This is a genomic window from Streptococcus sp. sy004, from assembly GCF_007859205.1.
Lineage (GTDB): Bacteria > Bacillota > Bacilli > Lactobacillales > Streptococcaceae > Streptococcus.
In genome coordinates this window covers 382,772-407,264 of the sequence record NZ_VOHP01000001.1, presented here as the reverse complement: position 1 = coordinate 407,264, position 24,493 = coordinate 382,772, and the positions used below count along the sequence as shown (strand labels likewise).

Annotated in this window: 22 protein-coding genes; 14 read left to right on the top strand and 8 right to left on the bottom strand. The window is 38.2% G+C overall.

Translation table 11 applies throughout. The features are described 5' to 3' along the window. Nucleotides 1–31 precede the first annotated feature (31 nt). Genes glyA through FRX54_RS02090 form a run of 3 tightly spaced genes read left to right on the top strand, consistent with a single transcriptional unit; the run spans nt 32 to nt 2,872 of the window. Nucleotides 32–1,285, top strand: coding sequence for a serine hydroxymethyltransferase (gene glyA / locus FRX54_RS02100; protein ID WP_146460496.1), 1,254 nt, complete (start codon nt 32–34; stop codon nt 1,283–1,285). Between the two features lies 1 nt (nt 1,286). After that, a complete protein-coding gene (locus FRX54_RS02095; RefSeq protein WP_146460771.1) occupies nt 1,287–2,261 on the top strand; it encodes a nucleoid-associated protein in 975 nt (324 codons plus the stop codon). Further along, a complete protein-coding gene (locus tag FRX54_RS02090; RefSeq protein ID WP_146460494.1) occupies nt 2,258–2,872 on the top strand; it encodes a lysozyme family protein in 615 nt (204 codons plus the stop codon). Before FRX54_RS02095 ends, FRX54_RS02090 begins: the two co-directional genes overlap by 4 nt. A 25-nt stretch (nt 2,873–2,897) precedes the next feature. On the opposite strand, the gene FRX54_RS02085 is transcribed toward FRX54_RS02090, so the two are convergent. From FRX54_RS02085 to FRX54_RS02070, 4 genes are all read right to left on the bottom strand, one after another. After that, complete coding sequence (locus FRX54_RS02085) at nt 2,898–4,616, bottom strand: phospho-sugar mutase (RefSeq protein WP_146460492.1); 1,719 nt, start codon at nt 4,614–4,616, stop codon at nt 2,898–2,900. Nucleotides 4,617–4,705: 89 nt separating this feature from the next. Then, nucleotides 4,706–5,272, bottom strand: coding sequence for an ECF transporter S component (locus FRX54_RS02080; protein WP_146460490.1), 567 nt, complete (start codon nt 5,270–5,272; stop codon nt 4,706–4,708). Continuing rightward, entirely contained in the window at nt 5,265–5,810 is a 546-nt protein-coding gene (gene coaC, locus FRX54_RS02075) for a phosphopantothenoylcysteine decarboxylase (protein ID WP_146460488.1), read from the bottom strand. The genes FRX54_RS02080 and coaC overlap by 8 nt, the downstream gene beginning before the upstream one ends. Then, complete coding sequence (locus tag FRX54_RS02070) at nt 5,803–6,492, bottom strand: phosphopantothenate--cysteine ligase (RefSeq protein ID WP_146460486.1); 690 nt, start codon at nt 6,490–6,492, stop codon at nt 5,803–5,805. The genes coaC and FRX54_RS02070 overlap by 8 nt, the downstream gene beginning before the upstream one ends. Nucleotides 6,493–6,621: 129 nt before the next feature. On the opposite strand from FRX54_RS02070, the gene FRX54_RS02065 reads away from it, so the two are divergent. Beyond that, nucleotides 6,622–8,292 (top strand): formate--tetrahydrofolate ligase, encoded by a 1,671-nt coding sequence (locus FRX54_RS02065; protein WP_146460484.1) that lies wholly within the window; start codon nt 6,622–6,624, stop codon nt 8,290–8,292. A gap of 347 nt (nt 8,293–8,639) precedes the next feature. Here the strand turns inward: FRX54_RS02065 and guaA are convergent, their stop codons facing one another. Next, nucleotides 8,640–10,202, bottom strand: coding sequence for a glutamine-hydrolyzing GMP synthase (gene guaA, locus FRX54_RS02060; RefSeq protein WP_146460482.1), 1,563 nt, complete (start codon nt 10,200–10,202; stop codon nt 8,640–8,642). 162 nt (nt 10,203–10,364) lie between these two features. Between guaA and FRX54_RS02055 the strand changes: the two genes are divergently transcribed. The 4 genes from FRX54_RS02055 (at nt 10,365) to FRX54_RS02040 (ending at nt 13,535) form a co-directional block, all read left to right on the top strand. Further along, nucleotides 10,365–11,063 (top strand): GntR family transcriptional regulator, encoded by a 699-nt coding sequence (locus tag FRX54_RS02055; RefSeq protein ID WP_146460480.1) that lies wholly within the window; start codon nt 10,365–10,367, stop codon nt 11,061–11,063. A 54-nt stretch (nt 11,064–11,117) separates the two neighbouring features. Beyond that, on the top strand, nt 11,118–11,450 hold the full coding sequence (locus tag FRX54_RS02050) for a putative DNA-binding protein (protein ID WP_146460478.1): 333 nt from the start codon (nt 11,118–11,120) through the stop codon (nt 11,448–11,450). A gap of 9 nt (nt 11,451–11,459) precedes the next feature. Then, nucleotides 11,460–13,022 carry a signal recognition particle protein gene (ffh, locus tag FRX54_RS02045; RefSeq protein WP_146460476.1) on the top strand — a complete coding sequence of 521 codons (1,563 nt, stop codon included), beginning with the start codon at nt 11,460–11,462 and terminating at the stop codon, nt 13,020–13,022. 174 nt (nt 13,023–13,196) lie between these two features. Further along, nucleotides 13,197–13,535: an ATP cone domain-containing protein gene (locus tag FRX54_RS02040; protein WP_146460474.1), complete on the top strand. Its 339-nt coding sequence runs from the start codon at nt 13,197–13,199 to the stop codon at nt 13,533–13,535. Nucleotides 13,536–13,578: 43 nt separating this feature from the next. Here FRX54_RS02040 and pepF read toward each other — a convergent pair whose 3' ends face one another. Continuing rightward, on the bottom strand, nt 13,579–15,372 hold the full coding sequence (pepF, locus tag FRX54_RS02035; protein WP_146460472.1) for an oligoendopeptidase F: 1,794 nt from the start codon (nt 15,370–15,372) through the stop codon (nt 13,579–13,581). A gap of 130 nt (nt 15,373–15,502) precedes the next feature. On the opposite strand from pepF, the gene FRX54_RS02030 reads away from it, so the two are divergent. The 5 genes from FRX54_RS02030 to topA all read left to right on the top strand — a co-directional run bounded on the left by FRX54_RS02030 (nt 15,503) and on the right by topA (nt 21,199). Further along, entirely contained in the window at nt 15,503–16,213 is a 711-nt protein-coding gene (locus tag FRX54_RS02030; protein WP_146460470.1) for a CPBP family intramembrane glutamic endopeptidase, read from the top strand. 149 nt (nt 16,214–16,362) lie between these two features. Continuing rightward, the gene (gene ylqF / locus FRX54_RS02025) at nt 16,363–17,217 is read left to right on the top strand and encodes a ribosome biogenesis GTPase YlqF (RefSeq protein WP_146460468.1); all 855 of its coding nucleotides are present in this window, start codon (nt 16,363–16,365) and stop codon (nt 17,215–17,217) included. Beyond that, nucleotides 17,207–17,965 carry a ribonuclease HII gene (locus FRX54_RS02020; RefSeq protein WP_146460465.1) on the top strand — a complete coding sequence of 253 codons (759 nt, stop codon included), beginning with the start codon at nt 17,207–17,209 and terminating at the stop codon, nt 17,963–17,965. Before ylqF ends, FRX54_RS02020 begins: the two co-directional genes overlap by 11 nt. Nucleotides 17,966–18,046: 81 nt before the next feature. Continuing rightward, a complete protein-coding gene (dprA, locus tag FRX54_RS02015; protein ID WP_146460463.1) occupies nt 18,047–18,901 on the top strand; it encodes a DNA-processing protein DprA in 855 nt (284 codons plus the stop codon). Between the two features lie 180 nt (nt 18,902–19,081). Next, nucleotides 19,082–21,199 carry a type I DNA topoisomerase gene (gene topA, locus FRX54_RS02010; RefSeq protein WP_146460461.1) on the top strand — a complete coding sequence of 706 codons (2,118 nt, stop codon included), beginning with the start codon at nt 19,082–19,084 and terminating at the stop codon, nt 21,197–21,199. 79 nt (nt 21,200–21,278) lie between these two features. On the opposite strand, the gene FRX54_RS02005 is transcribed toward topA, so the two are convergent. Continuing rightward, a complete protein-coding gene (locus FRX54_RS02005) occupies nt 21,279–22,178 on the bottom strand; it encodes a transporter substrate-binding domain-containing protein (protein ID WP_146460458.1) in 900 nt (299 codons plus the stop codon). 157 nt (nt 22,179–22,335) lie between these two features. Between FRX54_RS02005 and trmFO the strand changes: the two genes are divergently transcribed. Then, nucleotides 22,336–23,670, top strand: coding sequence for a methylenetetrahydrofolate--tRNA-(uracil(54)-C(5))-methyltransferase (FADH(2)-oxidizing) TrmFO (gene trmFO, locus FRX54_RS02000; RefSeq protein WP_146460456.1), 1,335 nt, complete (start codon nt 22,336–22,338; stop codon nt 23,668–23,670). Between the two features lie 52 nt (nt 23,671–23,722). Here trmFO and FRX54_RS06305 read toward each other — a convergent pair whose 3' ends face one another. Then, a complete protein-coding gene (locus FRX54_RS06305; RefSeq protein ID WP_186652425.1) occupies nt 23,723–24,442 on the bottom strand; it encodes a PASTA domain-containing protein in 720 nt (239 codons plus the stop codon). Nucleotides 24,443–24,493: the final 51 nt, after the last annotated feature.

Sequence of the window (24,493 nt, the reverse complement as noted above, 5' to 3'; positions counted from 1 at the left end):
TAGACAATTTTTTAGAATTTAGGAGAAAAAGATGATTTTTGATAAGGAAAATTACCGAGATTTTGATCCGGAACTTTGGCAGGCTATTGATCAAGAAGGACTTCGCCAACAAGATAATATTGAGCTGATTGCCTCGGAAAATGTGGTCTCTAAGGCAGTGATGGCAGCCCAGGGTTCTCTATTGACGAATAAATATGCAGAAGGTTATCCTGCCAAACGTTATTATGGTGGCACAGACGTGGTGGATGTAGTGGAAAATTTAGCTATCGAACGTGCCAAGGAACTTTTTGGTGCTAATTTTGCTAATGTACAGCCCCATTCGGGTAGTCAAGCCAATGCAGCAGCCTATATGGCTTTGCTTGAACCAGGTGATACGGTTTTGGGAATGGATTTATCAGCTGGGGGGCATTTAACTCATGGTTCTCAGGTTAATTTTTCAGGTAAGACTTATCATTTTGTTGCTTATGGTGTTGATAAAACGACCGAACAATTGGACTATGAGGAAATCTTGTCCTTGGCTAAAGCACATCAACCTAAAGTGATTGTGGCTGGAGCATCTGCCTATTCTCGTACGATTGATTTTGCTAAATTCCGTGAGATTGCAGATCAGGTTGGGGCAAAACTCATGGTGGATATGGCTCATATCGCAGGTTTAGTTGCGGCTGGTTTACATCCAAATCCTGTTTCTTATGCTGATGTGGTAACTTCAACTACTCATAAGACCCTGCGTGGACCTCGTGGTGGCTTGATTTTGACCAATGATGAAACCTTAGCTAAGAAAATCAATTCAGCCATTTTTCCAGGTTTGCAGGGAGGGCCATTGGAGCATGTCATTGCAGCTAAGGCAGTAGCTTTCAAAGAAGCCTTGGATCCAGCATTCAAAGACTATATGAAAGCTGTTTTGGACAATAGTCAAGCCATGGCTCAAGTTTTTGAAAAAGACTCTGATTTTCGTTTGATTTCTGGTGGCAGTGACAACCATCTTTTCTTGGTTGATGTGACGAAAGTAGTGGAGAATGGAAAAATTGCTCAGCACATTCTAGAAAGTGTTAATATTACCTTAAATAAAAATAGTATTCCATTTGAAACCTTATCACCGTTCAAAACGTCTGGTATTCGTATTGGTACTCCAGCCATTACCAGTCGTGGTATGGGGATTGTAGAAAGTCAGACAATCGCCCATTTGATGATTAAGGCTTTGAAAGAAGCTGATAATGAAAACACCTTATTTGAAATTCGCCGTGAAATTAAGACCTTAACTGATAAATTCCCTTTATATGACTAAGATAGACGATTTTTACTTAAAAAAAATTATTATTCATCAATTTAGCACAGCTGACACAGACCTAATTTTGTCAGATAAGGAAATTGTTTTAACGCCTAAACTAGATGATTATTTTAGAAAAAAACTTGCCAAGGTTTTTTCTGATGAAGCCAAACGAGGTCGATTTTCATCTGATAGTCCATTTCTTGCTTATTTATCTGATGATTTTTTAATGACGTCAGTCAAGATTAGTGAGGTATGGAAAGAAGAATTTGTCATTAGTGAAGATCAAAAGGTCAACGACTTAATCTTTATTCAATTTGATCGTGAAGGTCAAGCTTATTTTGCCTTTTTACGCCTAACCCTTCGTGAACAATTAGCACATATTGGTCAAGAAGATCAGCCGATTAAGATTAGTCAAAATAACCTTCCTAGTCCTAGTCAAACGCCCGACGAAGCCTTGGTTATTAATCTTGATAGTTTAGACTATTATTTGATTGAGAAACGTGTTAAGTATAATGGGTCATTTGCTAATTATTTTTCTGAAAATCTCTTACAAATAAGCCCACAAGAGTCGGTTAAAAAGTCAATTAAAGTATTGGAACAGACGGCACAAAAAATAGCCAATCAGTTTCAACGAGATGATTTTGCATTTCAATCCAAGATGAAATCAAGCATTTATGATCAACTAGAAGAAAAAGCAGAATTATCACCAGAAGACTTGGCTAATCAACTCTTTGATGATAATTTAACAGCCCGCTTGACCTTTGTTGATCAGGTTAAAGAAAAAATACCAGAGCCAGTTAAACTAGCTGATATTGACCATTCTCGTCAGATTAAAAAGTTGGAAAATCAAAAATTATCTCTGTCTAACGGTATTGAGTTAATTGTGCCAAACAGGGTCTATCAAGATGCAGAAGTAGTTGAATTTATCCAAAATGATAACGGAACCTACTCGATTTTAATTAAAAATATTGAGGATATCAATAATAAATGAAAAAATTGTTTGGACGACTTACTTTCTTGTTCATCTTACTTGTTATGTCAATAGCCTTTGCCATAGTCTATCAAGATAGTCAGCGAGTGCTGTCTTATAGATCTTTGGTGAAAGAAGTTTTGACTAATCGTGAGATTAGCATTGATGAAGAGCTTGTTTTGGCCATGATTTATACCGAAAGTAAGGGAAAAGGACAGGATATTTTACAGGCTAGTGAGAGCCTGACTGGTCAAATTGGTCAGATTAGTAGTCCCAAAGCCAGTTTAGAAGTGGGGATTGATTTATTTGAACAAAATTTAAGCCTGTCCAGTCAGAAACAAACAGACAGTTGGACCGCAGTTCAGGCCTATAATATGGGCACAACTTACATTGATTATGTGGCTGAAAATGGAGGAAAAAGCACAATCTATTTGGCAAGGACATTTTCACAAGAGGTTGTAGCTCCGAGTTTAGGTAATACCAATGGTGACACCTATGCTTACTATCATCCTTTGGCGATTATGTATGGCCAACCTAGCCTCTATCAAGACGGAGGCAATGCCTACTATGCCGAACAAGTCAAACTCAATCGTTCCATTTTGAAAGTGATGGCATTGATAATCAAAAACTAGAAGAGTTTCAACTCTTCTAGTTTTTTTACTTGATAAAATCATTGATTTCTTGTTCAATATTAGCGATTTTTTCTTCAGCTTGAGCTAAACTATCACTCACTGTAGCGATATAGAATTTAATTTTTGGTTCTGTTCCAGACGGACGTACAGCAAACCAAGAATCATCGGCCAAGGTATATTTGAGCACATCACTTGGTGGCGTTGTTAGGCTTGTTACAGTGCCATCTTCATGAGTCGCTGTTTGTTGATCAAAGTCTTCAAATAAGCGAATAGCCGTTTGATTGAACTGACTTGGTGCTTGTTCACGGAATTTAGCCATGATAGACTTGATTTGTGCAGAACCATCAACACCAGAAAGTTCAATAGAAATTGTTTTTTCAGCAAAGTAACCGTACTTTTGATAAATTTGTTCAATACCATCAGCCAAGGTTAAACCTTTTGAACGATAGTAGGCAGCAATTTCAGCAACGAGTAGAACAGCTTGGATAGCGTCTTTATCACGTACAAAAGGCTTGATCAGATAACCAAAACTCTCTTCAAAACCAAACATATAAGTATGGTTATGATTTTCTTCAAATTCTTGAATTTTCTCAGCAATAAATTTGAAACCAGTCAAAACATTGAACATGGTTGCCCCATAGCTTTCAGCAATCTTAGTTACCAAATCTGTTGACACAATTGATTTTGCCAAGGCAGCATTTTCAGGTAGGGTACCAGCTTGCTTATGGGCTTCTAAGATATATTTGGCAATGATGGCTCCAATTTGGTTTCCAGAAAGGTTTTTATAAGATCCATCAGCTTGACGAATTTCAACGCCTAGACGATCTGCATCAGGATCAGTTGCTACTAATACATCCGCATTGACTTGACGACCTAATTCTTCAGCTAAGGTAAAGGCAGCTTGACTTTCAGGATTTGGCGATTTTACAGTTGAAAAATCTGGATCTGGCATGGCTTGTTCAGATACGATTTCAATGGATTCAAAGCCAGCTTGTGCCAATGCACGGCGAGTCAGCATTTCTCCTGTTCCATGCAGTGGGGTATAGACAATTTTCATGTCTTTACCATATTGTTCAATGAGATTTTTGTTAATGTTAACCGATTTGACTTCCTTAAGGTATTCAGCGTCAATGGCTTCACCAAGTATGTCAATCAGTCCTTGAGCTTTAGCTGTTTCAAAATCAGCGATTTTGATGGTAAACGGATCGTCAATAGAACGGATAAAATCAGTTAAGGTGGCTGCATCTGTTGGTGGCATTTGCCCACCATCTTCACCATAAACCTTGTAACCATTAAAAGGTGCAGGGTTATGGCTCGCTGTAATCATAATACCGGCAAAGGTTTTAAGATGGCGAACTGCAAAAGATAGTTCGGGTGTTGGACGTAGGCTTTCAAAAACATAAGATTTGATGCCATGTTGAGCCAAAACACGTGCTGAATCTTGAGCAAATTCTGGTGAGAAGTGGCGTGAATCATAGGCGATGGCAACGCCACGCTCTTTAGCTTCCTGACCTTTACTTTCAATCAATTTAGCTAGTCCTTCAGTTGCTTGACGAACAACATAAGTATTGATACGATTAGTTCCAGCTCCGATATAGCCACGCATGCCAGCCGTTCCAAATTCTAGGTTGGTATAAAAGGCATCTTCTTTTGTTTTTTCATCCATAGCTAGTAGTTCTTCTTTAAGATAGCTTGGTAGGTCGGCAGCAGCCAACCATTTGTCGTATTGTTCTTGATAAGACATGGATTTCTCCTCTATTTTAATATTGTAAATCGCTTACATTATACCATATTTGAGCAAAAAAATCATGGATTTGGCCATGATTTTTCGATTTATTTTAATTTTATTAAGCGTGGGACGATAGTAGCTGTGAAAAAACTAGCGAGTAACATTTCAGCCAAAGAATTGGTTGTTAAGATACTTGCCAAGAGAAGTTTGACATCACCATTATAACGTTCTGCAAAAAACAGAAATATTCCAGATAGGACGAAAACGGTATTGGTCAATGAGCCGAGAGCTCCAGATAAGATCAGTCCAACTTTATTTTTCATTAAACGATAGACTAAATAAGGACTAAGACCGATGAGTAGTCGTGGCACGATGGCAATAATGGCAGAATAGAGGTTTCCTCCTGCCACAAATGGAGAAAAGAGATAGCTAGCTGGAGAAATGACGAGACTATTTGTGATTAAGCTAAGTAAGCCCATGAGACCGCCAAGTAAGACTCCTGTACGCCAACCATAAGCAATAGAGGCAATGATGACTGGAATATGAACCAATGTTGGCTTAATAGGTAGTGGCAAAATACTAAAAACAGTCGTGGTTAAATACTGGATAACAAGCATCAATCCAAAGAAAATAGCAATTCTAGCAATTTGAGATGATTTTTTTTTATTCACTAAGTGTATCTTCAACTTTCTGTAAAATAATGTCAAGGTCAGCTAAAGCTCCCTGACCAATCTCTCCACAGGCTAATAAACTATTGCGTGGAGTGATTTCCTTATAACCAATTTCTTGTAGGATTTTAAGATTTTTTTGGGTAAGGGGATGGCAATACATCTTGGTATTCATGGCTGGAGCAATTAGTTTAGGAGTATCTGCTGGTAAGGCCAAGGCAGTCGCTGTCAACATATTACCAGACAGACCTTGAGCCAGTTGTGCAATCGTGTTGGCGGTTGCTGGAGCGATTAAGAAAAGATCTGCCTCCTTACCAAGATCAATATGATTGATTCGATTAGCCAACTTTTCTTCCATGATATCCAAATGAACAGGTTGTTTGGATAGGACTTGTAGAGTTAAGGGAGTGATAAACTGAGTGGCTGCTTGGGTCATGATGACATGAACCTCATAACCTTTCTTGGTTAGTTGACTGACTAAATCAGCCCCCTTATAAGCTGAAATACTGCCACTTAAAGCTAGAACAATGGTTTTAGCCATTTTGTTTCACCACTCTTTCGTAAATTGCTTTGGCAATCTCCTGTTTAGAATGAACTTCTTGATAACCATCTTTATCTAACAGGTAGGCCTTGTGCTGATCACCTGTAATCTGACTGAGATCATTAGCAACAATCAATTCTGCTTGATTGATTTTCAAACTTTTTTTGGCTATTTGGAGTAGCTCTTCTTGAGAAACATTAACCAAGAGCTTGAAACCAATCAGACGAATGGTAGGATTCCACTCTTTCACTTTACTGATGAGCTTTGGTGTTTTTTTCAAAAAAAGAACTTGATAGTCAGCAGCAGAAGAAATCTTATCTTGAGTATTTTTCTTGCTTAGTAATCGAGCGACATCCGTATTTTGTTTTAGCTCGTCAAGGTCAGTCATATAAATAGGGCTATAATCAGACACTGCCATACTATGAATTAAGACCTCGTGTTTAGCAACCTGTTCTTGTAAACAAACTTGCAAATCAGCGACTGTTTTCACTTCAATCAGTTCTAAGTTAGAATGAGGTTGGGGGCGATGACTATTTGGGCTAGTGATTAAGGTTACCTCATGATCATGGTCTAGAAAGGTTTGGGCAATGAGTTGTCCCAAACGGCCAGTTGCATGATTAGTGAGGCTGCGCACTCGATCAATAGGTTCGCTAGTGCCACCAGATGTTATCAAAATTTTCATATTCCATATTATACAAGAAAAAGCGAGTTTCGTAAATGTAAAACATAGAAAGCAAGATATTATCTAGGCATTTAACTGAGGATATGATAAAATGACAATATTAAATTGAAGGAAAAGGATGGGTTAGACATGAAAACAGATATTGAGATTGCACAAGAAAGTCGTCTGAAGCCTATTAGCCAAATTGCTCATCAGTTAGGCTTAACGGAAGCGGATTTAGAACTTTATGGTTCTTATAAGGCCAAATTATCTTTTGATAAAATCAAGACTTTAGAACATCAAGCCTTGGGTAAATTGATTTTGGTGACAGCCATCAATCCAACGCCAGCAGGGGAAGGCAAATCAACGGTGACCATTGGCTTGGCAGATGCCTTAAACCATCAAGGTCATCAAGCTATGATTGCCCTTCGTGAGCCGTCTTTGGGACCTGTTATGGGCGTAAAAGGTGGTGCAGCAGGTGGAGGCTACGCACAAGTCTTGCCTATGGAGGACATCAATCTTCATTTTACTGGAGATATGCACGCTATTACAACTGCTAATAATGCCTTGTCTGCCTTGATTGATAATCATCTTCATCAAGGTAATTCCTTGAATATTGATCCAAGACGGATTATTTGGAAGCGTGTTCTGGATTTGAATGATCGAGCTTTGCGTCAAGTGACTGTTGGTTTAGGAGGGCATTTGAATGGTATTCCTAGAGAAGATGGTTTTGACATTACCGTTGCTAGTGAAATGATGGCGATTCTTTGTTTGGCGACGGATTTGGTGGATTTGAAAAAGCGTTTGGGTCAGATTCTTATTGCTTATCGTTATGATCAGACCCCTGTATATGTTAAGGATCTAGCAGTTGAAGGTGCCTTGACCTTGATTTTGAAAGATGCGCTTAAACCCAATTTGGTTCAGACAATTTATGGCACACCAGCTCTTGTTCACGGAGGTCCTTTTGCCAATATTGCTCATGGTTGTAATTCCGTTTTAGCAACTAAAACAGCCTTACAACTGGCAGACTACACGGTTACTGAAGCTGGTTTTGGGGCGGATTTAGGAGCTGAAAAATTTCTTGATATTAAAGTCCCCAATCTTCCCAAGGCACCAGATGTTATTGTCATTGTAGCAACGGTTAGAGCTTTAAAAATGCACGGTGGTTTGAATAAGTCTGACTTGACCAAGGAAGACCTAATTGCTCTTGAAAAAGGATGTGCCAATTTGGAACGTCATATTAAAAATATGCAGTCCTATGGCATTCCAGTAGTGGTCGCCATCAATCAATTTGTTTCAGATACTCAAGCTGAACTGGCTTGTTTGAAAGCATTTTGTCAAAAACAAGGTGTCGCAGTTGCCTTAACTAAGGTTTGGGAAGAAGGTGCTAAGGGTGGTATTGAACTAGCTGATCTGGTTGTTCAAACGATAGAACAAGAAAGTAGTTCTTACCAAGCAATTTATCAAGCAGAAGATGACTTGGCAGAAAAGGCAAGAAAAATTGTAACCAAAATTTATGGTGGTCGTTCGGTACAGTTTTCAGCTAAGGCTCAAAAACAACTGGTTCAGTTTGAAAAAGATGGTTTAAGTTATCTCCCGCTTTGTATGGCTAAGACCCAATACAGTTTTTCAGACAATCCCCAATTTCTAGGAGCACCAGTTGATTTTGACATCACTATTCGTGAGTTTGTTCCTAAAACAGGTGCAGGATTTATCGTTGCCTTGACTGGTGACGTTTTAACCATGCCAGGTTTACCCAAAGAACCAGCCGCCTTAAACATGGATGTCACAGTGGATGGTAAAGCACTTGGATTATTTTAAGTGACAGTTTAGACAAAACAATATATAATAAAGAGGGAAATAGAAGTAGAAAAATATTGGGAACTACGCACCCTCAGGGTATCTGAAAAGTGGGGAAGTCCCGTCCCACCTATTCCTAAGCACTTAGAATACTAAGTGCTCTTTTGTTTGTCCAAATTGTACCTAAAAACATTGTATCACTTGGATTAGGCTGAGAAGTAAGAGAAAATTTATCAGTTAACGAAATATGGACTGGAATAAAAAGAGATAATGCAAGTTAGAAACGATTTTGACAAGACAAAAAATCCCTTGAGTTTACTCAAGGGATTAGTAATACGGGCGAATTTCATCGCAGTTCCTAGATAGCTTTATTCCCACTCGACAGTTGCTGGGGGTTTGCTGGTGATGTCATAGACGATACGGTTAACGTGGTCAACTTCATTGACGATACGAACGGAGATTTTTTTCAAAACTTCCCAAGGAATCTTAGCAAAGTCAGCAGTCATCCCATCAACCGAAGTGATTGCACGGATAGCTAGGGTATAGTCATAGGTACGACCGTCTCCCATGACACCAACTGAGCGCACACCAGTATTAACAGTAAAGTATTGCCAAATATCACGATCTAGACCAGCTGCGGCAATTTCTTCACGTAAAATGGCATCAGATTCACGGACAGTTGCCAATTTTTCTTCGGTGATTTCTCCCATGACACGAATGGCTAATCCTGGACCTGGGAAGGGTTGTCGCCAAACAATCTCATCTGGCATGCCTAGGGCCGTTCCCAAAGCTCTTACTTCATCTTTGAAAAGGGTATTTAAGGGTTCAATGAGCTTGAATTGCATGTCTTCAGGAAGCCCACCGACATTATGGTGAGATTTAATGGTTTGAGCAGTTTCAGTACCTGATTCGATAATATCAGTGTAAAGGGTTCCTTGAGCCAAAAAGGCAACATCATCTAACTTACTTGCTTCATCATCAAAGACATAGACAAATTCGTTACCAATGATTTTACGTTTTTGTTCTGGATCAGAAACACCTGCCAGCTTGTCTAAGAAGCGTTCAGCTGCGTCAGCCTTGATGATATTTAAGCCAAATTTACCGCCTAGCATATTCATGACTTGGTCGGCTTCGCCTTTTCGTAACAACCCATGATCGACAAAGATACAGGTCAGTTGGTCTCCAATGGCGCGTTGAAGCAGTACCCCAACAACAGACGAATCCACACCTCCAGATAGACCAAGCAGAACTTTTTTATCACCAACAGTTTGGCGAATTTTTTCAATTTCCATATCAATGAAATTATCCATAGACCAGTCCCCACGCGCACCACAGATATTGATCGCAAAATTGCGGAGAAGATCATTGCCATAAACAGAATGACGAACTTCTGGATGAAATTGGATACCATAGATTTTCTTGTCAGGATTTTCCATCGCTGCATAAGGACAGTCAACAGATTGACCAGTACGAACAAAACCATCTGGAATTTTGGTCACGGCATCGCCATGACTCATCAAGACTAATTGTTCAGCCGGTGTATCAGTAAAGAGCTGAGAGCTTTGATCTTGACTAAGGGTTGATTGACCATATTCACGATTTCCCGCATCACCAGCAGGAAGTACCTGACCACCAAGTGTATGCGTAATTAACTGCATACCATAACAAATACCTAAAATTGGAATGCCGAGCTCCAAAATATCTGGATCAATACTAAACGAACCGTCTGCATAGACAGAGTTTGGCCCTCCAGATAAGACGATACCGATAGGGTTTAGCTCCTTAACTTCCTGAGCTGAAATCTTATGGCTCATGAGTTCAGAAAATACCCCAAATTCACGGATACGTCGAGTAATGAGCTGGTTGTATTGACTACCATAATCCAAAACGATAATTTTTTGTAGCTCTGCTGATTGAGAAAATTCAGTCATGGTTAACCTTTCTTATTTACATCATTTGACGAAATGTCTTATCTCATTGTAACATATTTCATTCAATTAAAAAGCTCTTTTCTTGCTTTTCTTTCATCTCTTTTCTAAATCAAACCATAACATGCTATAATAAGAAGTGGAAAGTAAAGGAGTTTGAGCCAAATGTTACCAGCCTATATTAAAATTCGTGATGAATTAAAATCAGAAATTGATCAAGGAACTTGGAAGATTGGTAGCCGCCTACCTAGTGAACGTGACTTAGCCAGTCGTTTTGCTGTTAGCCGCATGACTTTAAGACAAGCCATTAGCGTCTTGGTCGAAGAAGGAATTGTTGAAAGACGTGTCGGCAGTGGTACCTATGTTGCCAACCAACGTGTACAAGAGCGCATGAGGGGAACCACCAGCTTTACAGAAATCATCAAATCGCAAGGAAAAACGCCCTCGACACATTTGGTGTCTTACCAACGTATTCTTCCCAATGAACAGGAAATAAAACACCTTAACATCTCACCAAATTCCCATATTATCCGTATGGAACGTGTTCGTTACGCAGATGACTTGCCTGTGGTTTTTGAAGTTGCCAGTATTCCAGAAAAGATTGCTAAAAAATTAGATAAACAAGCCATTAGTGAACATTTTTTCCAATCCTTGACTGAAGCAGGTTTTATTATTGGTAAAAGTAAACAAACCATTTCAGCCAAATTGGCTTCCAAAGAGATGGCACATTATCTAAATATTCAACCACAGTCTGCTATTTTAAGCCTCATTCAAACCTCTTACTTGGACGACGGCATTTGTTTTGAATATGTCCGTAGCCAATATGTTGGCGAGCGTTTTGAATTTTATCTTGAAAACCATTGATCCAAGTCACGATAGGAGTTTAATTATCTTGATAAATATGGTAAAATAAGGCTTATGGAAATTGAAAAAACCAATCGAATGAACGCTTTATTTGAATTTTACGCTGCCTTATTAACAGATAAGCAGATGAACTATATCGAGCTATACTATGCTGATGATTACAGTTTAACTGAGATTGCCGAAGAGTTTCAGGTCAGTAGGCAGGCAGTGTATGATAATATCAAGCGAACTGAAAAGATTTTAGAAGACTATGAGATGAAATTGCACATGTATTCGGATTATATCGTCCGTAGTCAGATTTTTGATGATTTGTTAGCCAAATACCCAGACGATTCGTATTTGAAAGAACAAATTATGACCTTGAGTCAAATTGATAATAGAGATTAGGAGAAAAACGTGGCATTTGACAATCTAACCCAACGCCTACAAGGTGTTTTCAAAAACTTACGCCGTAAAGGTAAATTATCCGAAAAAGACGTCCAAGAAGTGACCAAGGAAATTCGTCTTGCCCTTCTTGAAGCAGACGTTGCCCTACCAGTTGTTAAATCTTTTATTAAACGTGTGCGTGAACGTGCTGTGGGCCATGAGATTATTGAAACACTTGATGCGTCTCAACAAATTGTTAAAATTGTCAATGAAGAATTGACTGCCATCTTGGGAGCTGAAACAGCAGAATTAACTGTCTCAGATAAAATTCCAACCATTATCATGATGGTCGGGCTACAAGGGGCAGGTAAGACTACCTTTGCTGGTAAACTAGCCAATAAACTAATTAAAGAAAAGAATGCTCGACCAATGATGATTGCAGCGGATATTTACCGTCCAGCCGCCATTGATCAATTAAAAACTCTCGGTCAGCAAATCAATGTTCCTGTGTTTGATTTGGGAACCGAAGTGTCAGCTGTTGAGATTGTTGCTCAAGGCTTGACCCTTGCCAAAGAAAAACGCCATGATTATGTCATCATTGATACGGCAGGGCGATTGCAAATTGATGAAAAGCTCATGGAAGAATTGCGAGATGTCAAGGCTCTTGCACAACCAAATGAAATCTTGCTGGTTGTCGATAGCATGATTGGTCAAGAGGCTGCCAATGTTGCTTTTGAATTCAACCAACAACTAGATATTACAGGGGTAGTGCTAACCAAGATTGACGGGGATACTCGTGGTGGTGCAGCCCTATCTATTCGTGAAATTACTGGTAAGCCGATTAAGTTTACAGGGACTGGAGAGAAGATTACAGAGATCGAAACCTTCCACCCTGACCGTATGGCCAGTCGTATTTTGGGAATGGGTGACCTTTTAACCCTTATCGAAAAAGCCAGTCAAGAATATGATGAGAAAAAATCATTGGAACTGGCTGAAAAAATGCGAGAAAATACCTTTGATTTCAATGATTTCATTGAGCAATTAGATCAAGTGCAAAATATGGGGCCAATGGAAGATTTGCTTAAAATGTTACCTGGAATGGCCAATAATCCTGCCCTTGCCAACGTCAAAGTAGATGAAAAAGACATTGCCCGTAAACGAGCTATCGTGTCATCAATGACCCCAGCTGAACGAGAAAATCCTGAACTCTTAACCCCAAGTCGCCGTCGTCGGATTGCTGCTGGTTCAGGAAACAGTTTTGTCGAAGTCAATAAATTCATCAAAGATTTCAATCAAGCCAAGGGCATGATGCAAGGGATGATGTCTGGTGATATGAACAAAATGATGAAGCAAATGGGAATCAACCCTAATAATTTGCCAAAAAACATGCCTAATATGGATGGGATGGACTTGTCAGCTCTTGAAAGTATGATGGGGCAAGGTGGTATGCCAGACTTATCTGGCTTAGGTGATATGGACATGAGCCAACTTCTTGGTGGTGGTCTTAAAGGTAAGGCAGGTAACTTCCTAATGAAACAAGCTATGAAACGCCAAGTTAACAAACTCAAAAAAGCTAAGAAGAAACGAAAATAGTTAAATAGGCTCCAATGTAATTGGAGCCTATTTTATTACATAAATAAATCTATGTAATATTCCGCTTGCTTCGATAGCAGACTAGCTTTCTTTCGGGAAATTCTTTGATTATAAGTAAAAACATGGTATAATCAGACTAATAAACTACAAAAGAAATAAAAGGAGGACAATAACATGCAAATTACAAAACGTGATGGACAAATTGTAGAGTTTAATCCAGACAAAATCTACCAAGCAATTTTAAAAGCAGCTAAAACCGTCTATGTGATTGATGATAAATTGGCAAAAGATTTAGCACAAGTGACTAAAAAAGTTGTGATTGACTTAGAAGATGCACAAGTGGAGCGTCCAACCATCAGTATGGTCCAATCATTGGTTGAAAATCGTTTGATGGAAGCAGGCTATATCAATATCGCTGAACATTATATTTCTTATCGTTTACAACGTGATTTAGAGCGTAATGGCTATGGTGATAAGATTATTGTTCATCTTACTTTTGAACAAATTCGCTAATTAAAAAGATTGAGATAAACTATCTCAATCTTTTTTTTATTGATTAGGCAAGTAGATTTTCTAATTGGTCAACCAAAGAAGCCACATAAGCAATGGTTTCAAGTAGTGGTTGGTCAGTTGTGACATCAACTCCTGCATGTTGTGCTAGTTCTTGAGCTGATAGGCTCGCACCTAAAGACAGGGTATCTAGCCATTTGGCAACAACTTGTTCAGGATTCTCTTCCAGTTGTTTAGCCAAGGCTGTTCCAATGGTCAAACCTGCTGAGTAAGTATAAGGATAAAGACCAATGTAATAGTGTGGCTGACGCATCCAAATCAAACCAGCTTCATCACCAATGGCAAATTCATCTCCCCAAAATTGCTTTATCACATCCAATTTGATTTGACAAAGTATGTCACCATTTAGATACTCATTATTATCCAAACGGGTATAGACTTCTCGTTGAAAAGCCGCTTCAAGTAAATGGGTGACCATATTATGAAAATAAGTTCGACTAATCAATTCACTAATCAGGTAAATTTGGAAATCAGGATCTTGATTTTTCTTCAGTAGGCTATTACAAGTTAGCACCTCATTGGCAGTTGATGGGGCTTCAATAAAGTAGAGTGACGGCTCATAACTGAGAATACTCTGCTTTTTAGCCAATTGGAAATGACCTGCATGCCCCAGTTCATGAGCCAATACCAAAACCTCATTCATCAAACCAGTCCAAGACAGCAAAATATAAGATGGCCCACTATAAAGTGTTGCACAAAATCCACCTGTTGATTTTCCTTCATTTTGTGCAAAATCAATCCAGCGTTCATCAAATGATTGCTCAATCATTTTTTGATAATCTGAACCCAAAACACTTAGACAATCTAACAAGAATGCCTTAGATTCTTCTGGAGTAATGCGTTGATTGAAACTTGACGGCATACTGATTTTCAAATCGGCATGGGTAATTTCTTTCAAACCATGGGCCTTAGCAACTAGCTTAACATAGCGTCGCATGTGAGGGGCTAGCTCTTTCATGATAACATCTATCTGACGATCAAACAACTCTCGTGATACCTGTTGTTGGAATAACAAATAATCAATCGTCGATTCAAAACCACGCAGCTTGGCTTGAATTTGTTCATTTTTCATCTGAGCAAGTAAACTTGTGGCAGCGGTATTCTGATAGGTCTTTAAGGTGCGATAGAAGCTTTTAGCCGACTGACGACGAATTTCTTGATCATGACTGAGTTCATAGTCATTTTCAAAATAAACATAGCTGTTTTCATAGGTTTGCCCATTAACTTCAAATGACTCAAAAGTCAAATCTTCAAACTTGGTCGTATTGTAAGCATTATAGGGCTGTTGCCAAACAGTAGCTAGACTCGCTAATAGTTCTTCTTGAAGCGGGGGAAGTTGATGTGGTTTAAAATCAATCAACTGTTGAAAGTAAGCCTTCCATTGTGGCTGTTTGGAGATTAACTCTTCTAAAAAAGTTATTTCCAAAGCCCCTAGCTCAATATCTAAAAAGGCTAAACGAGGCAGGGTGTCTTCCATTAACAAATCAAATTCATTAGATAGACTTGCTGATTCGGTATTCATCCGATCCACTTCTAAGGGAAGAAAAGCATAATGGCTCAGTTGGTCACGCAAAATTGATAAGTTTTCAAAGTCTGTCAAAGCCGCAACAATAGCATCTGCTTGATTTAGTTTTCCTTTATAGTTGCTTTCAAACTCACCAACTGCTTGAGCATAATCTTTTAGTGCTTGTTGATAATCTGCATCAGTCGGAAAAATCAAACTGGTATCCCAAGTTAATTGAGTATCAACTTCTTGACGTTTAAGCATAGCTTTCATAATAGTCTCCTTTTCTCATTTTGCTCTCATTATATCATATTTTTCCCAATTATAATGTGGTATAATAGCATAACAAAGGTATCAAAGACTAGACGCCATATCGTTCATCAAAAATAGAAAGGTCACTCAAGCGATGAATTTTATGAAAAAACTAGCCAAGCAATTTGGCTTATTCCTATTGGTCTTAGTCATTAACAGTACTCCTTTGGTCTTAATGAGCCTCCAAAACACCTTATCTTTTCAACTTCAATGGGTAACTGGTATAGCTTACATACTCATCTCTCTTTTAGTTATCATCCTGGTCTGGAAAAAATATACTATCTATGAATCTGAACACGTTAAACAACTATCGTTTACTTGGAAGGATTTTGGACTTGCTCTGCTATTTTTCTTTGCCACTCGAGTCGTTGCCATTGCAGGTAGTCTGCTTAATTTTTATATCAATGGCAATGACACAACAGCCAACGATGCAGCATTGCTGGCTACGGCTCAGCAGTTGACAGATATGATTCCCCTTTATTTTATCTGTTTTCATCTAGCGATTGGGCTTTTTGCTCCTATTTTAGAAGAGCTAGTCTATCGTGGTTTTATTAGTAAGTACTTCTTCCGTGATAATCAAACTCTTTTACCTTTAATCGTGGTGTCAGCTTTATTTTCATGGCCTCATCTTTGGGCCTTTAATCTCATTGAGTTTATCATTTATTTTGCTCTGGGAGCTATTTTCTATCTGGCTTATGCACGTCGAAGAAATATCAAGGATGCGATTGCCGTCCACATCTTAAATAACAGTCTTTTGATTATTTGGTCGGTTATCAATTACATTCCTTCTCTTTTAGGACAATAATATAGGAAAACTTTCAGAAAGACTAGGAGTTTTCACATTTCTTAATATCAAAAAATAGGATATTTATGTTATAATAGTAACATAAATATTAAAGCAATTTATCCATAATTAGATTTATGGCTATTTATTATTGTGAAAGGAAAGATGTTATGGCAATGATTCAGTGGTTTCCTGGTCACATGTCCAAGGCTAGACGACAAGTTCAAGAAAATCTTAAATTTGTAGATTTTGTGACAATTCTAGTTGATGCTCGCCTGCCCCTATCCAGTCAAAATCCCATGTTGACCAAGATTGTTGGAGATAAGCCTAAACTCTTGATTCTAAATAAGGCTGATTTAGCAGATAAAACACAAACTAAAGAGTGGCAGCAGTATTTTGAAAAACAAGGAATTACCACGCTAGCCATTAACTCTAAAGAACAAGCTACTGTTAAAAAAGTAACTGAGGCAGCAAAGGCCCTGATGGCTGATAGGTTACATAAACTAAGGGAACGAGGCATTAAAAAAGAAACCCTGAGAACGATGATTATCGGTATTCCCAATGCAGGAAAATCCACACTGATGAATCGTTTGGCTGGTAAAAAGATTGCCGTTGTTGGTAACAAGCCTGGTGTCACTAAAGGACAACAATGGCTGAAATCCAATAAAGAATTAGAAATTTTGGATACACCTGGGATTCTGTGGCCAAAATTTGAAGATCAATTGGTTGGTTTGAAACTGGCATTAACAGGAGCTATTAAGGATAACTTGCTCCCAATGGATGAAGTCACCATTTTTGGTCTGAATTATTTTAAGGAGCATTATCCAGAACGGTTGACCCAACGTTTTAAGCAAGTCGATTGGGAAGTAGAAACACCAGAAATCATTATGAACTTAACGCGAAAATTAGGATTTCGAGAGGATTATGACCGTTTTTATCAATTATTTGTCAAAGAAGTCAGGGATGGGAAATTAGGTTATTACACCTTAGATAGAATTGGAGATTTAAGTAAAGATGACAATTAAGGAAGTTAAGGAAGAACTTAAGAAAATCACAACATTGACTGATAAACGTTGGAAAGAATTTGAAGCAGATGAGCGTAAGGGCGTCCAAACAGCCGTTAGTCAACGTAAAAAAGCTATTATCAAAGAAACTGAAGAATTTGAGCGATTAAAGGCTATGATGAGTTATGAGAAATCATACTGGGAAAAAGGCTATGAAATGATTGCGGGGATTGATGAAGTCGGACGTGGGCCATTAGCTGGTCCTGTAGTCGCTGCCTGTGTTGTTTTACCAAAAAATTATCAAATCAAAGGCTTAAACGACAGTAAAAAGATTGCTAAAAAACAACATCAAGCCCTATATCAAGAAATCATGGATCATGCCTTAGTCGTTGGCATTGGTATTCAAGAATCACAAACTATTGATCAACTAAATATTTATGAAGCAACTAAGTTAGCCATGCTAGACGCTCTTAACTCCATTCCACAACCAGATGCTCTCTTAATTGATGCGATGGAGTTGCCAGTTGATCTACCTCAAGAAGCTATTATTAAAGGAGATGCAAAATCCTTATCAATTGCGGCAGCATCTATCGTTGCTAAGGTGACGCGTGATCAGATTATGACCACTTATAGCGAACTTTATCCTGACTATCATTTTGAAAAAAATGCAGGCTATGGCACACCTGAACACCTAAAAGCCTTAGAGCAACACGGTGCTAGCCCAATTCATCGTCGCAGTTTTGAACCCATTAAAAGTATGGTAAAATAAACAAAAAAGACTTTCTAAGAAGTGACTTAGGAAGTCTTTTTCTATTGTTTTCTTACGAATATAAACATAAGGAGGTCAGACATGAATAATTTTGAACTTTATAAACTAAAAAAAGCAGGGTTAAGCAATCTCAATATTCTTAATATCTTAGCCTATCAAAAAAATCTAAACAAATCGCTGTCTTTGCGTGATATGGCAGTAGTTGCCAAGTGTAAACAACCCATTCAATTTATCGAAGCCTATAAAACATTAGAAAGTAAGTCCCTAAGACAGGAATTTAATCAATTTCCTTGTGTTTCTATTTTAGACAAGGAGTATCCAGACACACTGAAGGAAATTTACAATCCACCTGTCTTACTCTTTTATCAAGGCAACTTAGAGCTGTTACAGAAACCTAAATTAGCTATGGTCGGTGCTAGAAACTGTTCAAAATCAGGCACTCAAATTGTCAAAAAGCTGGTCAGCGAACTTGCCAATCAGTTTGTTATTGTGAGTGGTTTAGCGCGTGGTATTGATACTGCAGCTCATCTAGCTTGTTTGAAAAATGGCGGAGCAACCATTGCTGTGATTGGTTCGGGGCTGGATATTTATTACCCAAAAGAAAATCGCAGCCTACAGGATTATATTGGCAAAAATCATTTGATTTTATCTGAATATCCAGTTAATACGCAACCTTTACGCCATCATTTCCCTGAAAGAAATCGCATTATTGCAGGACTAGCCCAAGGGTTAGTCGTAGTAGAGGCCAAAAAACGTTCTGGTAGTCTAATCACTTGCGAACGTGCCTTGGAAGAAGGGCGAGAAGTTTTTGCTGTTCCAGGTGATGTTTTAAGTGGCTATTCAGATGGTTGCCATCACCTCATACAAGAAGGGGCCAAGTGTACCACCTCAGCTAGCGATATTTTAGTAGAACTACAAGTAGGAACATCACTATAACTGGTAGCGAAAAGGTAATTGATTTCAATAAAGAAAACTGATTGATTGCACTTTTATATTCAATAGTAGTCCACACTTTTTAACAGACTTCTTCTATATTAGGGTAAGTCTTGACAGTTTAATAAAAGTGGTATATTATACTATAAGTTTTAATTTTCAAAGAAAGTGTAGTCATACTCTATGGCAAGTACCCTTGCAACAAAAAAGAAAAGCACCGGTCGTAAAAAGACCACACCTAAAAAAAATTTAGTTATTGTCGAATCACCAGCCAAGGCAAAAACCATTGAAAAATATCTTGGCCGTCAATATAAAGTTGTAGCTAGTGTTGGCCATATTCGTGATTTGAAAAAATCAACCATGTCGATTGATTTTGACAATAATTATGAACCAGAATATATCAATATCCGTGGTAAAGGACCACTCATCAATTCTCTAAAAAAAGAAGCTAAAAATGCGAAACAAGTCTATTTGGCAAGTGACCCGGATCGAGAAGGAGAAGCGATTTCTTGGCATTTGGCTCATATTTTAGGGCTAGATAAATCCGATAAAAACCGAGTGGTTTTCAATGAAATTACCAAAGATGCCGTCAAAAATGCCTTTGTTGCTCCCAGAGAGATTGATATGGATTTGGTTGATGCTCAACAGGCTCGCCGCGTGCTTGACCGTATTGTTGGTTATTCGATTTCGCCTTTATTATGGAAGAAAGTTAAAAAAGGACTTTCAGCCGGCCGAGTTCAATCCGTTGCTCTGAAACTCATTATCGATCGCGAGGCAGAAATCCGACAATTCAAACCGGAAGAATACTGGTCTATTGATGGGATTTTCAAAAAAGGAACTAAGAAATTCAAGGCTAATTTTTATGGTCTAGATGGGAAAAAGTTCAAATTGGCAACAAATGAAGATGTTAAGCTAGTTTTAGCACGTCTGACTTCTGATAAATTTTTAGTCGAAAAGGTTGAAAAGAAAGAAAGACGACGTCATGCTCCTCTTCCTTATACAACCTCTTCATTGCAACAAGATGCAGCAAATAAAATCAATTTCCGAACACGTAAAACCATGATGGTTGCTCAACAACTTTATGAAGGAATTAACCTTGGAAGTAGTGGCCAACAAGGTCTGATTACCTATATGCGTACAGACTCTACTCGTATCAGTCCATTGGCTAAAGCTGACGCTGCTAAATTTATTACTGAAAAATTTGGTAAACATTATAGTAAAAATACTAACCAAACTAAAAACACTTCTGGTGCTCAAGATGCCCACGAAGCCATTCGTCCATCAAATGTTTATCAAACGCCAGAATCAATCGCAAAATACCTTGATAAAGATCAATTAAAACTTTATACATTAATTTGGAATCGTTTTGTAGCTAGTCAAATGACAGCCGCTATCTTTGATACGGTTAAAGTCACTTTAACTCAAAATCAAGTTATCTTTACTGCTAATGGTAGTCAAATTAAATTTGACGGTTATTTAGCTGTTTACAATGATTCAGATAAAAATAAGATGTTACCTGAGATGGAAGAAGGAGAAATTGTTCATAAATTATCACTTAATCCTGAACAACACTTTACTCAACCCCCAGCTCGCTACTCAGAAGCAACCTTGATTAAAACCTTGGAAGAAAATGGGGTTGGTCGTCCTTCGACCTATGCACCGACTCTGGAAACCATTCAAAGACGTTATTACGTTAAGTTAGCAGCCAAGCGTTTTGAACCGACTGAATTAGGTGAGATTGTTAATAACCTGATTGTCGAGTTTTTCCCAGATATTGTTAATGTGGCATTCACAGCCGATATGGAAGGGAAATTAGACAAGGTAGAGCTAGGAGAAGCTCAGTGGCAAAAAGTCATTGATCAATTCTATCATCCTTTTGCTAAGGAGCTTTCTAAGGCAGAAGAAGAAATCGAAAAAATTCAAATTAAGGATGAACCTGCTGGCTTTAGTTGTGATAATTGTGGACATGACATGGTCATCAAACTCGGTCGCTACGGTAAATTCTATGCTTGTAGTAATTTCCCTGACTGTCGCAATACCAAAGCTATTACCAAGGAGATTGGTGTAGCTTGTCCAACTTGTCAAAAAGGACAGGTTATCGAGCGAAAGAGTAAGAAAAATCGTATTTTCTACGGTTGCGATCGTTTCCCAGAGTGTGAGTTTACATCTTGGGATAGTCCGATTGACCGTTCTTGTCCTAAATGCCAATCTTATCTGGTTGAAAAGAAAATCCGTGGTGGTAAGCAAATTATTTGTAGTAATACGGAAAACTGCGACTATCAAGAAGCAAAAATAAAATAGGCCTTATTGCCTATTTTTATGTTACATAATTTTATTTATGTTAATAAATAAAAAACAGAGCCATTCTAGGCTCTATTTTTTACTCTGCACTATCAACATCACTGATGTCAATGGTTGGAATTTCTTGATCTGATTCGTAAGGCTTACTAACATCTTCGCCATAATACTGTTCAGCTAGTTTTTTAAGGCTACCGTCTGCTTTCATATCATACAAGACACGATCAATTTCATCAACTAGGCTGTCATCTTTATTACTCATAATAATCCCTTGTTGACTTGGGTTATAAAGAACATCGCTGACCATTACATTAAGATCTGGATTTTCCTTTTTCATTGCCTCAACAAACAATTTTTGAGAAATGTAATCGTTTGGAATAAAATCCGTACGACCATTAGCCACATCGTTTAGATAAACATCACCAGCAACGTTGTCATAAGTCACTAGCTCTGCCCCTTGTTTTTTAGCAATCTTCATGAAGTTTGTCCCAGCAGCACCAGCAGCCTTCTTGCCTTTCCAGTCACTTAAATCCTTAGCTGAAATACCAGAAGAACCATCGGCACGAACAATCATGCCACTAACACTGTATTTGTAAGCTTCACTAATATTATATTTTTCTAGACGATCTGGTGTGATGTCAAGGTTGTTAAGTGATACATCGACACGACCACTGTCAACAGCCGAAAAAGCCTGATCAAAACCAGTTTCAACAAATTTAACCTTGATTTTTAGACGTTGAGCAATCTCTTTCATCATATCAACTTCATAACCAACCAATTCTTTTTTATCATTATAATAAGAAGTTGGCTGATAAGTCATCGGTGTGGCAACTGTTAGTTCTCCTTTTTCTTGGATAAGTTGCCAAGTCGTTTTACTCTCTGAAGCAGTCGAAGTTGTTGACTGGTTGCTTGAGCTTTGGCTAGAGCATGCTGCTAATAGGGCAGTTATCCCTAACATTGCCAAAAAATTTCGTTTTTTCATAATAAGTCCTTTCAAATCTTAAGATAATCCCATTATATCTTAAAATTTAATCGCTTACAAGTTTTTTTAGCAGTTTCTCATTAAAAAACTGTAAAGTAATGGTCTTTTAGATTCAATTTTGCTATAATAAGCCAAGTGAAAACTAGGAGGAAAAATTGTGACTGCAACTTATATCAATGTTATTGGAGCTGGTCTTGCAGGTAGTGAGGCAGCTTATCAAATTGCTAAGCGTGGCATTCCTGTCAAACTCTATGAAATGCGTGGGATTAAAGCAACACCTCAGCATAAGACTGATCAGTTTGCGGAATTAGTCTGTTCAAATTCTTTGCGTGGCGATGCCTTAACCAATGCTGTTGGTCTTTTGAAAGAAGAAATGAGAAGATTAGATTCTCTTATTCTAAAAGCTGCAGAAACCCACCGTGTTCCTGCAGGTGGGGCCTTAGCTGTTGATCGTGACCATTTTTCACAGATGGTCACTGAAGAACTACATCAACATCCTTTAATTGAGGTAATGCGTGAGGAAATTACAGAATTACCAACCGATGCTATTACCGTTATTGCCACAGGGCCTTTAACTAGTGATCGTTTAGCTGAAAAAATTCATGCCTTAAATGGTGGCACTGGTTTTTATTTCTATGATGCGGCAGCTCCAATTATTGATAAATCTAGTATTGACATGAACAAGGTTTATCTAAAATCTCGCTATGATAAGGGAGAAGCAGCTTATCTCAACTGCCCTATGACCAAGGAAGAATTTATGGCTTTTCATGAAGCCCTAGTCAATGCTGAAGAAGCACCACTCAATTCCTTTGAAAAAGAGAAATATTTTGAAGGTTGTATGCCGATTGAGGTCATGGCTAAACGTGGCATTAAAACCATGCTTTATGGCCCAATGAAACCTGTTGGTTTGGAATACCCAGAAGACTATACTGGCAAACGTGACGGAGACTATAAAACGCCTTATGCCGTTGTCCAACTACGTCAAGATAATGCTGCAGGTAGCCTATATAATATTGTCGGATTCCAAACCCATCTTAAGTGGGGCGAACAAAAACGAGTCTTTTCAATGATTCCTGGTTTAGAAAATGCTGATTTTGTTCGTTATGGTGTGATGCATCGCAATTCTTACATGGATTCACCAAATCTCTTAACCCAGACATTCCGTTCAAAACGTCAAGATAATCTCTTTTTTGCTGGACAAATGACAGGGGTTGAAGGTTATGTCGAATCTGCTGCAAGTGGCTTAGTTGCAGGAATCAACGCAGCTCGTCTATTCAAGTCAGAAGCAGAAGTTGTCTTTCCACGAACAACGGCTATCGGTAGCTTGCCTTATTACATCACCCATACAGAAAGTAAACATTTCCAACCCATGAATGTTAACTTTGGAATCATCAAAGAATTAGATGGCCCACGCATCCGTGACAAAAAAGAACGCTATGAAGCAATTGCCCAGCGAGCCTTGACTGACCTCGAAACTTATTTAACTTATTAAGAATCAAAAAGGAGTTGTCACAACAACTCCTTTTATTATCTTCAAAATTAGACTACTTAAAGATTTTCCTTGTTTGTTTAAGAGTCTTTAATACTTTTTCCTGACGGTGTGCCTGTTTTTCTGCCCAAGCTTGTGCCAATGCTTGACTGGCTAATAAATTCTCTTCATTTAAATAACTCAGTTTAACCAAGCTTCCTTTTTTGATTTGATTTTTAACCAAGTTTGGCTTGGGTGACATGTTAATGACTTGATTAGGCTGATATTTAGCATATTCCTTGCTTGCTGGTAATAGCAGTGGAACTGGTTTCAAGTTCAATTCTTCAAGAATATCCTGAGCTTGCTCTAAAGGTAGGCCAATTAAGTCAGGTAGTGTCAGCGTTTCCTTGATTTGAGCTAAAAGATTTTGATCAAGATAGTAGAGTTTAATCAAAGACCCAATTGGTAATTTACCAGATTTGGGCGACATCTCAACCACTTCATTGATTTTTGCTTGTTGATATTTTTTACTAGGTTTGGCTAAAATAGTACTTACAATAAAACCTTGTTGTTCTAAGTGCGCCTTGGCTTCAAAGAGATCCATATGAACTAGATTATCCAAACGAACTAAGCTACGACGATGTTCATGATGACGATCTAAGGCTTTATCAATTAAGGGAATGGTACTATCGGTCACCTTGCTCACAATATCAACCGTATCTAAGAGCCCAAAAACCTTACTAACATTTCCCAATAATTTACCTGAGGTTTTTGTTAAATTTCCTGTTTTTTTCATCTCATTCTCCTCTTTCTATGCCTTGATTATACAAAATATCAGTCTTTTTGT